Below are 13194 nucleotides of genomic sequence, written 5' to 3' on the forward strand. Positions count from 1 at the left end.
GGGGCGAAGCGACGAGACGAAATGGGACAGTGGGTCAGTTCTTGCCGAAGGTCGGGTTGTGGGCGCCGCCGAGCGTGATGTGCACGCTCTGCTGGTCGGTGTAGAAGTCGATCGAGCGGTAGCCGCCCTCATGACCGAGGCCCGAGGCCTTCACGCCGCCGAACGGGGTGCGCAGGTCGCGCACGTTGTTGCTGTTCAGCCACACCATGCCCGCCTCGACCGACTGCGCGAAGTTGTGCGCGCGGGTGAGGTCGTTGGTCCAGATGTAGGCCGCGAGTCCGTACTTGGTGTTGTTCGCGAGCGACAGCGCCTCCTCGTCGGAGTCGAACGGTGTGATCGCCACGACCGGGCCGAAGATCTCCTCCTGGAAGATGCGCGCGTCGGGGGAGACGTCGGCGAACACGGTCGGCGCGACGAAGTTGCCCTCCTCGAAGCCCTCGGGGCGACCGCCGCCGGCGACGAGGCGGCCCTCGCCCTTGCCGATCTCCACGTAGCTCATGACCTTGTCGTAGTGCTCGGGGTGCACGAGCGCGCCGACCTCGGTCGCCGGGTCGTGCGGGTAGCCGACCTTGACCCGCTTCGCCTGCGCACCGTAGCGCTCGACGAACTCCTCGTAGATCGAGCGCTCGACGAGGATGCGCGAACCGGCGGTGCAGCGCTCGCCGTTGAGGGAGAAGACGCCGAAGATCGTCGCGTCGACCGCGGCCTCCAGGTCGGCATCCGCGAAGACGACGGCGGGGGACTTGCCGCCGAGTTCCATCGACAGGCCCTTGAGGAACGGTGCGGCGTTGCCGAAGATGATCTGTCCGGTGCGGCTCTCGCCCGTGAAGGAGATGAGCGGCACGTCGGGGTGCTTCACGAGCGCGTCGCCCGCGTCCTCTCCGAGGCCGTTGACGAGGTTGAAGACGCCCTTCGGCAGCCCCGCCTCCTCGAAGATGCCCGCCCACAGCGAGGCGGAGAGCGGCGTGAACTCGGCTGGCTTGAGCACGACCGTGTTGCCGGTCGCGAGCGCAGGACCGAGCTTCCACGACTCGAGCATGAAGGGGGTGTTCCACGGGGTGATGAGGCCGGCGACGCCGATCGGCTTGCGGTTGACGTAGTTCATCTGGCGGCCGGGCACCTTGAAGGCGTCGTCGGACTGCGCCACGATCAGGTCGGCGAAGAAGCGGAAGTTCTCGGCGGCGCGGCGGGCCTGGCCCAGCGCCTGGGTGATGGGGAGGCCGGAGTCGTAGGACTCGAGCTCGGCCAGACGTGCATCGCGGGACTCGACGATGTCGGCGATCTTGTGCAGGACGCGCGAACGCTCGCGGGGGAGCATCCGCGGCCACGGGCCCTCGTCGAACGCGCGCTTCGCGGCGGCGACGGCGCGCTCGATGTCGGCCTTCTTGCCGGCGGCGGCCGTCGTGTACGTCTGGTTGGTGACCGGGTCGAGCACGTCGAACGTGTCGCCGTCGACGGAGTCGACGAACGCGCCGTCGATGTAGTGCTGGATGTGGTCGGGGAGGTCGGCGGGGATGCGCGAATCGGTCATGACATTTCTCCGGTCGTCTGTGCGGAAGTCGTCTGTGCGGAACGGGTGTGCAGCGCGTCGAGGAACGCGTCCATCGTGCGCCAGCGGTGGTTGCGGGCGGCGAGTTCGATCTCGAGCGGGTCGGCGCCCGCGCGGATGAGGTCGAGGATCTCGGCGTGCTCCTCCACCGAGTGCTGGGCGCGTCCGGGGATCGAGGCGAAGGTGGTGTCGCGGATGCCCGAGAGGCGGGACCAGCCGCGGTGCACGAGGTCGAGCAGGTGCGGGTTGGGGCACGGCTCGAACAGCACCGAGTGGAACTGGCGGTTGAGCTCGGTGAAGGCGCGGGCGTCGAGGTGGTCGAGCATCTGCGCCATCCGCTCGTTGATGCGGGCGGCCTCGTCGAGCGCGGCATCGTCCAGCAGGGGAGCGGAGAGCGCGGTCGCGGAGCCCTCGACGATGCCGAGCGTCTGCATGGTGTGCGCGTACTCGCTCTCGTCGACGAGGGTCACCCGCGCTCCGACGTTGCGCTCGAACGTCACCAGCCCTTCGGCCTCGAGGCGGCGGATCGCCTCGCGCACCGGGACGACGCTCATCTTCAGGTCTTCGGCGATCGAGCCGAGCACCAGACGGTACCCGGGGCTGAACATGTGCCCGGTGATGCGCGAGCGGAGCCACTCGTAGGCGACCTCGGACTTGCTGGCGGCCGTCGTGGTCATCGTGCACTCCGGTCGCCTGCGCTCCGGTCTGCCGCGCTCCGGTCCGAGGTGGCCTCCTCGTAGCGGGCTCGCCACTCGGCGTTCAGGGGGAACAGCCCGTCGACCGGGTGGCCGGCGGCGACCTGCTCGGCGATCCAGGCGTCCTCGATCTCCTGCGCGACCGCAGCGGCCGCGACCTCCGCGGCCAGCGCCGGCGGGATGACGATGACGCCGTCGCTGTCGCCGACGATGATATCGCCGGGCTGCACGGTCGCGCCGCCGCAGGAGATCGTGACGTCGACGTCCCACGGCACGTGCTTGCGGCCGAGTACCGAGGGGTGCGCGCCCTGCGAGAACACCGGCAGGCCGATCTCGGCGACGGCGTCGAAGTCGCGGACGCCGCCGTCGGTCACGACACCGGCCGCTCCGCGCACCTTCGCGCGCAGGGCGAGGATGTCGCCGAGCGTGCCGGTGGTGGCATCTCCGCGGGCCTCGATCACGATGATCTCGCCCTCTTCGACGGCGTCGAACGCGCGCTTCTGGGCGTTGTAGCCGCCGCCGTGCGCGGCGAAGAGGTCTTCGCGGAACGGGACGAAGCGCAGGGTCTTCGCGGTGCCGACGATCTTGCGGTCGGAGATGTTCACGGACACGCCGTCGATGAAGCAGGAGTGGTGTCCGCGCTTGCGGAGCTGGGCGGAGAGCCCAGCCGTCGGAGCCTCGAGGAGCTGGGCGCGCAGTTCAGGGGAGAGCGTGGGGCGTTTCGTCTCGTCGCTGCGCTCCTCGCCCGCGGGCAGGCCCGCCTCCTCGCGGGAGCCCCAGGCCTCGGTGCGCTGCAGGTCGTCGACCGCGGGGAGGGATCCGAGCTCGCCGTCGAACGGGGTCTCGCCCTGCGTCACGGTCGTGACGAGGCGCCCGGAGGTCGGGGCGCCGGGAGCATCAGGCGCATCCACCTCGACCTCGACGACATCGCCGGGGACGATGACGGAGGATCCTGCGGGTGTGCCGGTGAGGATCACGTCGCCGGGCTCGAGAGTGAAGTGCTGCGAGAGGTCGGCCACGAGCTGCGCGAGGGGGAAGATGAGGCCCGCCGTCGTATCGTCCTGGCGGAGCTCTCCGTTCACCCAGGCGCGTACGCGGAGGGCAGCGGGGTCGACGGTGCGGGCGTCGATCAGGTCGGGACCGAGCGGCGTGTAGCCGTCACCGCCCTTGGAGCGGACGTTCGAGCCCTTGTCGTTGGCGCGCAGGTCGTACAGCCCGAGGTCGTTCGAGGCGGTGACCGCGCCGACGTGCGACCAGGCTTCGTCGAGGGAGACCCGGCGCGCGGCCGTGCCGATCACGAGCGCGATCTCGCCCTCGAAGGCGAGCAGTTCGGTGCCGGCGGGGCGCTCGACGGTGCCGCCGGTCACGCCGACCGAGCTGGCCGGCTTGAAGAAGTACGAGGGGGATGCGGGGCGTCTGCCGCGCTGATCGGCGCGAGACGCATAGCTCAGGTGGATCGCGATGATCTTGCCGGGGCGGCTGATGGGATCCGTCACGGGGCGCCTCCTCGCGCTCGTCTGCGTTGTCGTGCGGGACGCCTTGTGCGTCGTATTCGAAATCATATATCATCGGTTCACCCCTCGGCAAGCACTTCGGATCCGCTCCGCTGCACGCCGTGACAATGCGGTCACAACCAAAGGAGACACCCCATGAGCGGGCAGTCACAGGATGGGTTCACACCCACCGGAACCATCGCGACGGCGGCCGATCGGCGCCGCGTCGTGTTCGCCACCGTCGTCGGCACCACCGTCGAGTGGTACGACTTCTTCATCTACGCCACGGCCGTCGGGCTCGTGTTCGGACAGCTGTTCTTCGAGCCGCTGGGGGCGAACAGCGCCCTGATCGCGTTCGCGACTGTCGGCGTCAGCTTCCTCTTCCGTCCCCTCGGCGCGTTCCTCGCCGGCCACTTCGGCGACAAGCTCGGACGCAAGACGGTCCTGATGTGGACGCTGATCCTCATGGGCGCCGCCACCGCCCTCATCGGACTCCTGCCCACGTACGAGACGATCGGCGTCATGGCGCCCATCCTGCTGGTGCTCCTGCGCATCGTCCAGGGCATCTCGGCCGGCGGTGAGTGGGGCGGCGCGGTGCTCATGGCCGTCGAGCACGCACCGCGCAAGAAGCGCGGCATCTTCGGCGCCTCCCCGCAGATCGGCGTGCCCCTCGGCCTGCTGCTCGCCTCGGGTGTCATGGCGCTGATGACCGCGATCGCCCCGGGGGAGCAGTTCGCGGCCTGGGGCTGGCGCGTGCCGTTCCTGCTCAGCGTGGTGCTGATCCTCGTCGGCTACTACGTGCGGCGCAAGGTCGAGGAGAGCCCCGTCTTCACCGAGCTCGCCGCGCGCAAGGAGAAGGCGCGCATGCCGATCGTGCAGCTGTTCCGCAAGCACGCGCTGCTGGTGATCATCGCGGCGCTCGTCTTCGCCGGCAACAACGCGGTCGGGTACATGACGACCGGCGGCTACATCCAGGGCTACGCCACGAACCCGGAGGGGCCGATCGGCCTCGAGCGCGGTCCGGTGCTGTGGGCCGTCGCCGGGTCGGCGGTCAGCTGGCTGCTCACGACGCTGCTGGCCGGCTGGGTCTCCGATCGGATCGGGCGGCGCTCGACCTACATCATCGGCTGGGTGCTGCAGCTCGTCGGCGTGTTCACGCTGTTCCCGCTCGTCAACACGGGCGAGATCGGACTGCTGTTCGCCGGGCTCGCGATCCTCACGATCGGTCTCGGCTTCACCTACGGTCCGCAGGCCGCGCTCTACACCGAGCTGTTCCCCGCGAGCATCCGCTTCTCCGGCGTCTCGATCTCGTACGCGATCGGCGCGATCGCCGGTGGCGCGTTCGCACCCCTGATCGCGACCGCCATCGTGCAGGCGACCGGGTCGACGAACGGCGTGACCTGGTACCTCGCGGGCATGACGGTCCTCGGGCTCATCGCCACGCTCCTGCTCCGCGACCGCTCCGGCATCCCGCTCGGACCGGACCACGAGGACGAGCAGTCGGTCAGCCCCATCCGCGGACTCGCGAAGGTCTGATCCGCAGGGCGGTCGTCTCTCGCGACCGCCGGACACGAACGCACGCCCGCTCTCCGGTGGGCGTGCGTTCGTGTCTGTGTGTGTCGGGTCCGTGCGCGTTCGTGCCTGCGCCCGTTCGCCCGTGCGGCGCGGATCAGCCGTCGAGGGCCTCGCGGATGACGGAGGCGGAGCGCTGCAGCCGTACGGCGATCTCGGCGTCGTCGAGGTCGGTGGCCACATGCACCACGGCGATCGCGGCCGGGCGCTGCCCCCGGAGTGCGAGGGGCACCGACACCGACTGCACCGTGGGGATGACCTCGTCGTGGCTCGTCGCGAAGCCGCGGGTTCGGGCCGTCTCCACATCGGCGGCCAGGGAGGCGGGTGCGTCGTCGGGCCAGTCGGTGCTCGGCAGCTGGGACAGGATCGCCTTCCCCGGAGCCCCCACGGTCACGGGATGCCGTGCGCCGGGCCGCTGCGCGACGCTCGCGACCGCGTGGCGGGGCTCGACGCTCGCCAGGGTGATGCACTCGGCGCCGTCGAGCACGGCGAGGAAGCAGGTCATGCCGAGCTCGTTGGCGATCGCGGTGAGCTCGGGGAGGGCCTCGGCCTGCAGGTCGTGCGCGACCCCGGCCGCGAGGGCCGCCATCCGGGCGCCGAGACTCACCGCGCCCGAGGCGTCGCGGGTGACGAGCCCGTGGTCTTCGAGCGTGCGCAGCAGGCGATACGCGATCGAGCGGTGCACGCCGAGACGGGTCGCGATCTCGTCGATCGTCAGCGGGCCGTGCGCGTCGGCGAGCACCTCCAGGATGCGGATGCCCCGGCTGAGGGTCTGCGAGGCCGGGGAGGTGGTCTGGCTCTCGGGCATGCGGGCGCTCCCTTGCGATCGCGGAGGACGCGGTTTAGGCTGTGTTCAATAGTAGAACTCTGCGTTCCAATATAGAACACGGAGTTCGCCCGCGCAAGACCCGATGCGCAGGACCCCGACGAAGAAGTCCGGAAGGAATCGACGACGATGCAGTTCCACCACCACGGCTACGTCTCCGCTGACCCGCGCGTGCAGGACGCCGCCGGCATCGGAGCGGCCCGCCCGGCCGATCTCCCCGACGAGATCGACGTGCTGATCGTCGGCTCCGGGCCCGCGGGGATGCTGCTCGCCGCGCAGATGGCGCAGTACCCCGGCATCTCCACGCGCATCATCGAGAAGCGCGACGGGCGCCTTCCGCTCGGCCAGGCGGACGGCATCCAGCCGCGCAGCGTCGAGACGTTCCAGGCGTTCGGGTTCGCCGAGCGGATCATCGCCGAGGCGTACAACATCGGCTGGATGAACTTCTGGGGCCCGAACCCCGAGAAGCGCGAGGAGATCATCCGCACCTCGCGGACCGCGGACTACGCCTACGACATCTGCGAGTTCCCGCACCTGATCGTGAACCAGGCGCGTGTGCTCGACTACTTCGCGGAGGCGGCCGCGAACGGCCCCGGGCGCATCGTCCCCGACTACGGGGTGGAGTTCACCGGACTCACGGTCCATGACGAGGGGGAGTACCCCGTCGAGGTGGGCATCCGCTACGTCGCCGGGGAGCGTGCCGGGGAGGAGCGCACGATCCGCGCCAAGTTCGTCGCCGGATGCGACGGTGCCCGCAGCGGGGTGCGCCAGGCGATCGGCCGCACGCACGTCGGCGCCTCCGCCGCGCACGCCTGGGGCGTCATGGACGTGCTCGTGAACACCGACTTCCCGGACTGGCGCACCAAGTGCGCGATCAACTCCGAGGCGGGGAACATCCTGCACATCCCCCGCGAGGGCGGGTACCTCTCCCGTATGTACATCGACCTGGGCGAGGTCGCCGACGACGATGACCACCGCGTGCGTCAGACGCCCATCGGGGAGATCATCCGGCGCGCCAACGAGATCCTCCACCCGTACACGCTCGACGTGCGCGAGGTCGCCTGGCACAGCGTGTACGAGGTCGGCCACCGCGTGACCGACGGCTTCGACGACGTCGTCGACGGCTCCGGGCGCACGCCTCGGGTGTTCCTCACCGGCGACGCCTGCCACACGCACAGCGCCAAGGCCGGGCAGGGCATGAATGTGTCGATGCAGGACGGCTTCAACCTCGGATGGAAGCTCGGCTCGGTGCTCACCGGCCGCGCTCCCGAGTCGCTCCTGGCCACCTATGGTGCCGAGCGACGGCCCGTGGCCCAGCAGCTCATCGACTTCGACCGCGAGTGGTCGAGCCTGATGGCGCGCAAGCCGGAGGAGATCTCCGACCCCAACGAGCTGGCGACCTACTACCTCGCCACGGCGGAGTTCCCGTCCGGCTTCATGACGCAGTACACCTCGTCGATGATCACCGGAACCGACGCCCATCAGGCGCTCGCCGCGGGCTACCCGCTGGGCAAGCGGTTCAAATCGGCCGAGGTCGTGCGCGTCGGGGACGGCAACGTCGTGCACCTCGGACACCACGCCAAGGCGGACGGCCGCTGGCGCGTCTATGCGTTCGGCGACCGGACGGGTGCGGCGCTCGCTGCGTGGGCCGAGAGCGCCGAGCCGCTGTTCGCCCGCTTCACCCCGGCGGATGCCGACGCCGACGCGGTGTTCGACGTGAAGGCCGTGTACCAGCAGCCGTTCGAGGAGGTGGAGGTGACCTCCGCCCCCGCGCTCTTCCAGCCGAAGACCGGTCCGCTCGGGCTCACCGACTGGGAGAAGGTCTACGCGGCCGGACCCAGCAAGTGGACCGAGACCGACATCTTCGCGGCGCGCGAGCTGTCCCGTGACGGCGTGGTGGTCGTCGTGCGACCCGACCAGTACGTGGCGGCCGTCCTGCCCCTCGACGACACGACCGGGCTCGCCGAGTTCTTCGACGGGGCGCTGCTCCCCGCGCGCTGAACCGTGTCGGCATGACACGTGTCATGCCGAGGAGATGACACCGCCCTCCGGTTTGTTCGCGCCCGCGCGGCGAGGCTGGAGGCATGAACAACTCCTCCGTGGACGGGTCGGCGACGCGGGTCACCGCGCGACCGGCATCCGAAGTCCTGATCGACGGGCCGGTGGTGCTCGAGCTGAACGGCGTCACGCGTCACTTCGGCTCGGGCGACCGCCGCGTGCAGGCCGTCGGCGGGGTCGACCTGTCGATCCGGCGCGGCGAGGTCGTCGCGCTGCTGGGCCCCAACGGTGCCGGCAAGACGACCACGCTCGACATGCTCCTCGGACTCACCGAGCCGAGCAGCGGCACCGTGCGGGTGCTCGGGGTCACTCCCGACCGCGCCACGTCGAGCGGCGCGATCGGTGCGGTGCTGCAGACCGGGGGGTTGCTCGGCGACCTGACGGTGGGCGAGACCGTGCGGCTGATCGCCTCGCTCTATGGCGCGGAGGCGCTGGGCAGGGTGGACGAGGTCATGGCGCGCGCCGACCTGAGCCCGCTCGCCCGTCGCCGGGTGTCGAAGTGCTCCGGAGGGGAGCAGCAACGGGTGAAGTTCGCTCTCGCGATGGTCTCCGACCCGGACATCCTGGTGCTCGACGAGCCGACCGCCGGGATGGACGTCACGGCCCGGCGTCACTTCTGGGACGTGATGCGCGCCGATGCAGATGCCGGCCGCACGATCATCTTCGCCACGCACTACCTGGAGGAGGCGGAGCAGTTCGCCCGCCGGACCGTGGTGATGCATCGGGGAGCGGTCGTCGCGGATGCCCCGACCGCGCTGCTGCGGGCCAGCCTGGGCGAGCGCACGGTATCGGCGACGGTCGACGGGACGGCCACGGCACTCGTCGAGACCCTGCGCGCGGCCGACGGGGTGACGGCGGTGCGACTGGACGGCGATCGTGTGAGCCTGCGCGCCACCGACTCCGACGCCGCGGCCCGCATCCTGCTCGACCACGGCGCGCACGACCTCGAGATCGCCGCCCCCACCCTCGAAACCGCCTTCACGGCTCTGACGGAGAACTGACATGCTCGTCTCACCCACCATGCTGCGCATCGAAGGCGTCCGCCAGCTGCGCAACCCGTACACGCTCGCGTTCACCCTGGCGATGCCGGTCGCGATGTACCTGCTGTTCGGTGCCGGAATGGGCTACGGCTCGCTCTCCGCCGGTCACGGCAACGTCTCCTTCTACGTCATGACCTCGATGGCCGCGTACGGCACGGCGGTCGCGATGAGCTCGCTGACCTCGCTCGCCGCGACGGAGGCGAAGCAGGGCTGGGGCCGCCAGCTCGCGATGACCCCGCTCACCACGGCCGGTTACGCGCTGACCAAGCTGCTCACGGCCGTCGCGTTCGCGGCGCTGGCCCTGGTGGCGGTGTTCGCCGCGGGCATGATGACCGGCGCGCAGGCCGAAGACGCCTGGCGCTGGGTCGCCACGGCGGGCATCATCCTCGGGATCGGCCTGATGTACGGGCTGTTCGGGCTCGGGGTGGGGCTGTTCTTCAGCTCGGACTCCGCTGCTGCTCTCGCCTCGATCTCGATGACGTTCTTCGCGTTCTTCGGCAACGTCTTCATGCCGCTCGACGGGGTCATGCTCGACATCGCCCGCTTCACGCCCCTTTACGGCTTCGTGGCTCTGAGTCGTTGGCCGCTGACGGACGGGGTGCTGACGACGGGGCAGACCGATCCGCTCTGGATGCTCTTCCTCAACGTCGTCGTGTGGCTCGCCCTGTTCGTCCTGCTGGTCATGATGGGCATGAAGCGCTCCCGGGCGCGGCAGTAGCGCCCGGCGGCGACAGTAGGTTGGACGGATGACGCAGCACTCGAAGCGCGAGGCGCCGGCAGAAGCCGGGGCCTCGCGCGACGCCTCCCGCGATGCCGCGCGGTTCGCCGCCGCCGGTGCGCCTCCCGCGGCCTGGTCGGCTCCGGGTGCGCGGCGTTCCCGCGCCGTCGGCAAGGACCCGTGGGCGCGGTTCGGATGGCTGATGGCCGTGATCTGGCTGGTCTTCCTGGTCTATCCGGTGATCGCGCTGCTGCACTCCGAAGCGCCGCTCGTCTGGGTGGTCGTCGGCTGGGCTGCGCTGGTCGCCTTCGCCGTGCTGTACGTCACGGGCTTCATCCACGGCATGCGCGGCGGAGGCGGACTCGGGCGGCCACCGTCCGTGCGGCAGTGGATCACGTTCGGCGCACTGATCGTGTGCATGGTGATCTCCATCCCGGCGGCGAGCGGCTCGGCGCTGAGCTTCCTGCCGTTCATCATGGCGTTCGCGTCCTACGGTCTGACGCGACTGTGGCACTGGATCACGACGGTCGCGGCCGTCGTGATCACGGCACTGTGCGTGTTCCTGCTGCCGGGTGGGACCAGCTACTTCTCCGTCCTCGCGATCGTGGTGATGCTGGGCGTGGTCAACACCGTGTCGACGTGGCTCATCCTGCGTTCCGCCGAGGCGGAGCAGCTCGGGCTGGAGCTGGCGACGAGCGAGGGGCGCGAGGCGGTGGCGCGCGACGTGCACGACCTGATCGGGCATTCGCTCACGGTGGTCGGGCTGAAGGCGCAGCTGGTACGGAGGCTCATCGACTCTGACCCCGAGCGGGCGAAGGCCGAGCTCGCCGACATCGAGCAGCTGACGGCCGAGGCGATCGCCGGCGTGCGGTCGACCGTGGCGGGAGCGCGCGCGACCACCCTCGTCGAGCAGCTCGCCTCGTCCCGGGACTCGCTGCGGGCGGCGGACATCGAGATGACGGTCACGGGCGAGTCGAGTGCGCTGTCACCCGTGCAGGCGATCACCGCGAGCTGGATTCTCCGTGAGGCGACGACCAACACCCTCCGGCATTCGCGGGCGCGCACGGTGAAGGTGCTGCTCGCGCCGGGGCGACTGCTGATCGAGGACGACGGCGTGGGCATCGGCGGGGTGGAGGGCAACGGCATCCGCGGTATGCGCGAGCGGGCGGCGACGGCGGGCGCCGGATTCACGGTCGGCGCGGCGGGCGAGGCGTCGGATGCCGGCACGCGGGTGGAGGTGACGTGGTGACGGCGTCGGACGACAGCCCCCGGATCCGACTGCTGATCGCGGACGATCAGGCTCTGGTGCGCGGTGCCCTCGGCGCGCTGCTCGACCTGGAGCCCGACCTGACGGTGGTCGGGATGGCCTCGGACGGCGCCGAGGCGGTGCGGCTCGCCGCGGAGCTGCGACCGGACGTGTGCCTCATGGACATCCAGATGCCGGGCATGGACGGGGTGGAGGCGACGCGCCGCATCCGGGAGGCGAGTGCGGAGACGCGGGTGCTCGTCGTGACGACCTTCGCGCGGCCCGGCTATCTGCGCTCCGCGCTGGACTCCGGCGCCAGCGGGTTCATCGTGAAGGACACCCCTGCCGAGCAGCTGGCCGAGGCCGTGCGACGTGTGCACTCGGGGCTGCGGGTGCTCGATCCCGTGCTCGCCGCGGACAGTCTCTTCGACGGGGCGAATCCGTTGAGCGATCGGGAGCGGCAGGTGCTGCGTCTCGCGGCGGACGGGCGTTCGGCCGCGGCGATCGCCGCCGAGGTGTTCCTCTCGGCGGGGACGGTGCGCAACCACCTCTCAGCCGCGATCGGGAAGACCGGTGCGGCGAATCGGGCGCAAGCCGTGCGGATCGCGCTCGACAAGGGGTGGATCTGACGCTCCTGGCATGCGTGGCCGGTTGATCTGGGAAGGGGCGGAGCGACGGTCGCGTTACGGGTGGCCCACCGATCTGCGGCGCGGCGCGGCGGGTGCTCGATGCGATGCGATGCGATGCTCGGTTCGGTTCGGTTCGGTTCGGTCCGGTTTGGTTCGGTTTGGTTCGGTTCGGTTCGGCTCGTTTCGGCTCGGCTCGGCTCGGCTTGGCTCGGCTTGGCTCGGCTTGGCTCGGCTCGTCTCGGTTCGGTTCGGCCCGTCGTTCGGCCCGGTTCGGCTCGGCCCGTGGCTCGGCCCGGTTCGGTTCGGCCCTGGTAGAAGGTCGGTGGCCGCGCGTACCGTGGACGCCGACGGGCGACGGCGCCCGACAAGAGGAGTGCGTGATGGATTGGAAGATCGAACTCATCTTCGTGCCGGTCACCGATGTGGACCGCTCGAAGGACTTCTACGAGAAGATCGGCTTCAACGCCGACTGGGACCAGACGCCGGTCGACGGGCTGCGCTTCGTGCAGATGACGCCTCCGGGGTCGGCTTGTTCGATCGCTTTCGGCACCGGGTTGGGCATCGACCTCGAGCCGGGGCGGCAGAACACGATCCAGGTCGTGGTGCCGGACGCAGACGAGGCCCTGGCGCATCTGAAGGGTCTCGGCGTGGAAGCTCGCGGCGTCCAAGACCTGGACTGGGGCAGATTCGTCTCGTTCGACGACCCCGACGGCAACTCGTGGACGCTGCAGCAGCTCCCTGACTACGGCGCATCCTAAGCTCGGGCTGCTCGGGCTGCTCGGGCTGCTCGGGCTGCTCGGGCGACTCGGGCGGCTCGGGCGGCTCGGGCGACTCGGGTGGCTCGGGCTGCTCGGGCGGCTCAGTGACGCGGTGACTCCGTGAGTGCGGGTCAGGTCAGGACTCGGCGCTGAAAGCGGTGTCGGTGTCAGTGTCGGTGTCCGGGCCCGTCAGTGCCAGCTGCGGTGTGTGAGTCGGCTGTGTCGGCGACGACCTCGATCTTGAAGCCCGAGGCGTTCTCGAGCCAGCCGGCGTAGTGCTGCTTCCCTCCGGCGTGCGGGTAACGCTCCGCGTACAGGGGGCGCCAGCCGTGCGCGGGGGCCTCGGCCATGAGGGCGTCGACGGCTGTGCGCTCGCCGCCGTGGAACGCGAGGTGGTTGAGGCCCGCGCGACGACGGTCGTGCACAGCATCGCTCAGGTTCGGTGAAGCCGTGAGGGTGAGGTAGGTGCCACCGACAGACCAGGTCTCCCCATCGGCCCATTCGCTGTCGAACGCGAACCCGAGCCGGTCGAGGATCCAGCGCCACTCCGCGCGCACCGCGTCGAGGTCGGCGATCCACAGTTCGACGTGATGGAGACCCGGCATCGTCC

The 13194-nt window shown here is 70.3% G+C and carries 12 protein-coding genes; 7 read left to right on the top strand and 5 right to left on the bottom strand.

Annotated elements, in window-relative coordinates; translation table 11 throughout:
• Positions 1-34: 34 nt before the first annotated feature.
• The 3 genes from hpaE to MME74_RS05265 are packed head-to-tail and all read right to left on the bottom strand — an operon-like array spanning position 35 to position 3740.
• Entirely contained in the window at positions 35-1531 is a 1497-nt protein-coding gene (gene hpaE, locus MME74_RS05255; protein WP_267417670.1) for a 5-carboxymethyl-2-hydroxymuconate semialdehyde dehydrogenase, read from the bottom strand.
• On the bottom strand, positions 1528-2226 hold the full coding sequence (locus MME74_RS05260; protein ID WP_267417671.1) for a GntR family transcriptional regulator: 699 nt from the start codon (positions 2224-2226) through the stop codon (positions 1528-1530). The genes hpaE and MME74_RS05260 overlap by 4 nt, the downstream gene beginning before the upstream one ends.
• Positions 2223-3740 carry a fumarylacetoacetate hydrolase family protein gene (locus MME74_RS05265; protein WP_267417672.1) on the bottom strand — a complete coding sequence of 506 codons (1518 nt, stop codon included), beginning with the start codon at positions 3738-3740 and terminating at the stop codon, positions 2223-2225. The genes MME74_RS05260 and MME74_RS05265 overlap by 4 nt, the downstream gene beginning before the upstream one ends.
• 153 nt (positions 3741-3893) lie before the next feature.
• On the opposite strand from MME74_RS05265, the gene MME74_RS05270 reads away from it, so the two are divergent.
• A complete protein-coding gene (locus MME74_RS05270) occupies positions 3894-5273 on the top strand; it encodes an MFS transporter (protein WP_267417673.1) in 1380 nt (459 codons plus the stop codon).
• 133 nt (positions 5274-5406) lie between these two features.
• On the opposite strand, the gene MME74_RS05275 is transcribed toward MME74_RS05270, so the two are convergent.
• Complete coding sequence (locus MME74_RS05275) at positions 5407-6117, bottom strand: IclR family transcriptional regulator (protein WP_267417674.1); 711 nt, start codon at positions 6115-6117, stop codon at positions 5407-5409.
• A 147-nt stretch (positions 6118-6264) separates the two neighbouring features.
• On the opposite strand from MME74_RS05275, the gene MME74_RS05280 reads away from it, so the two are divergent.
• The 6 genes from MME74_RS05280 to MME74_RS05305 all read left to right on the top strand — a co-directional run bounded on the left by MME74_RS05280 (position 6265) and on the right by MME74_RS05305 (position 12584).
• The gene (locus MME74_RS05280; protein WP_267417675.1) at positions 6265-8136 is read left to right on the top strand and encodes an FAD-dependent monooxygenase; all 1872 of its coding nucleotides are present in this window, start codon (positions 6265-6267) and stop codon (positions 8134-8136) included.
• 83 nt (positions 8137-8219) lie between these two features.
• Positions 8220-9194, top strand: coding sequence for an ABC transporter ATP-binding protein (locus MME74_RS05285; RefSeq protein WP_267417676.1), 975 nt, complete (start codon positions 8220-8222; stop codon positions 9192-9194).
• Position 9195: 1 nt separating this feature from the next.
• Positions 9196-9951: an ABC transporter permease gene (locus tag MME74_RS05290; RefSeq protein WP_267417677.1), complete on the top strand. Its 756-nt coding sequence runs from the start codon at positions 9196-9198 to the stop codon at positions 9949-9951.
• Between the two features lie 28 nt (positions 9952-9979).
• The gene (locus MME74_RS05295) at positions 9980-11200 is read left to right on the top strand and encodes a sensor histidine kinase (protein WP_267417678.1); all 1221 of its coding nucleotides are present in this window, start codon (positions 9980-9982) and stop codon (positions 11198-11200) included.
• The gene (locus MME74_RS05300; RefSeq protein ID WP_267417679.1) at positions 11197-11826 is read left to right on the top strand and encodes a response regulator transcription factor; all 630 of its coding nucleotides are present in this window, start codon (positions 11197-11199) and stop codon (positions 11824-11826) included. The genes MME74_RS05295 and MME74_RS05300 overlap by 4 nt, the downstream gene beginning before the upstream one ends.
• A gap of 380 nt (positions 11827-12206) precedes the next feature.
• A complete protein-coding gene (locus tag MME74_RS05305; RefSeq protein WP_267417680.1) occupies positions 12207-12584 on the top strand; it encodes a VOC family protein in 378 nt (125 codons plus the stop codon).
• A gap of 167 nt (positions 12585-12751) precedes the next feature.
• On the opposite strand, the gene MME74_RS05310 is transcribed toward MME74_RS05305, so the two are convergent.
• Positions 12752-13189, bottom strand: coding sequence for a VOC family protein (locus MME74_RS05310; protein ID WP_267417681.1), 438 nt, complete (start codon positions 13187-13189; stop codon positions 12752-12754).
• Between the last annotated feature and the right edge of the window lie 5 nt (positions 13190-13194).

Origin of the sequence: Microbacterium oxydans (assembly GCF_026559675.1) — a bacterium.
GTDB classification, from domain to species: Bacteria; Actinomycetota; Actinomycetes; order Actinomycetales; family Microbacteriaceae; genus Microbacterium; species Microbacterium oxydans_D.

Bases quoted from the DNA above. Each gene is read 5' to 3' on its own strand.
- hpaE (WP_267417670.1), bottom strand. From the start codon at position 1,531: ATGACCGATTCGCGCATCCCCGCCGACCTCCCCGACCACATCCAGCAC.
- MME74_RS05260 (WP_267417671.1), bottom strand. From the start codon at position 2,226: ATGACCACGACGGCCGCCAGCAAGTCCGAGGTCGCCTACGAGTGGCTC.
- MME74_RS05270 (WP_267417673.1), top strand. From the start codon at position 3,894: ATGAGCGGGCAGTCACAGGATGGGTTCACACCCACCGGAACCATCGCG.
- MME74_RS05275 (WP_267417674.1), bottom strand. From the start codon at position 6,117: ATGCCCGAGAGCCAGACCACCTCCCCGGCCTCGCAGACCCTCAGCCGG.
- MME74_RS05280 (WP_267417675.1), top strand. From the start codon at position 6,265: ATGCAGTTCCACCACCACGGCTACGTCTCCGCTGACCCGCGCGTGCAG.
- MME74_RS05285 (WP_267417676.1), top strand. From the start codon at position 8,220: ATGAACAACTCCTCCGTGGACGGGTCGGCGACGCGGGTCACCGCGCGA.
- MME74_RS05290 (WP_267417677.1), top strand. From the start codon at position 9,196: ATGCTCGTCTCACCCACCATGCTGCGCATCGAAGGCGTCCGCCAGCTG.
- MME74_RS05295 (WP_267417678.1), top strand. From the start codon at position 9,980: ATGACGCAGCACTCGAAGCGCGAGGCGCCGGCAGAAGCCGGGGCCTCG.
- MME74_RS05305 (WP_267417680.1), top strand. From the start codon at position 12,207: ATGGATTGGAAGATCGAACTCATCTTCGTGCCGGTCACCGATGTGGAC.
- MME74_RS05310 (WP_267417681.1), bottom strand. From the start codon at position 13,189: ATGCCGGGTCTCCATCACGTCGAACTGTGGATCGCCGACCTCGACGCG.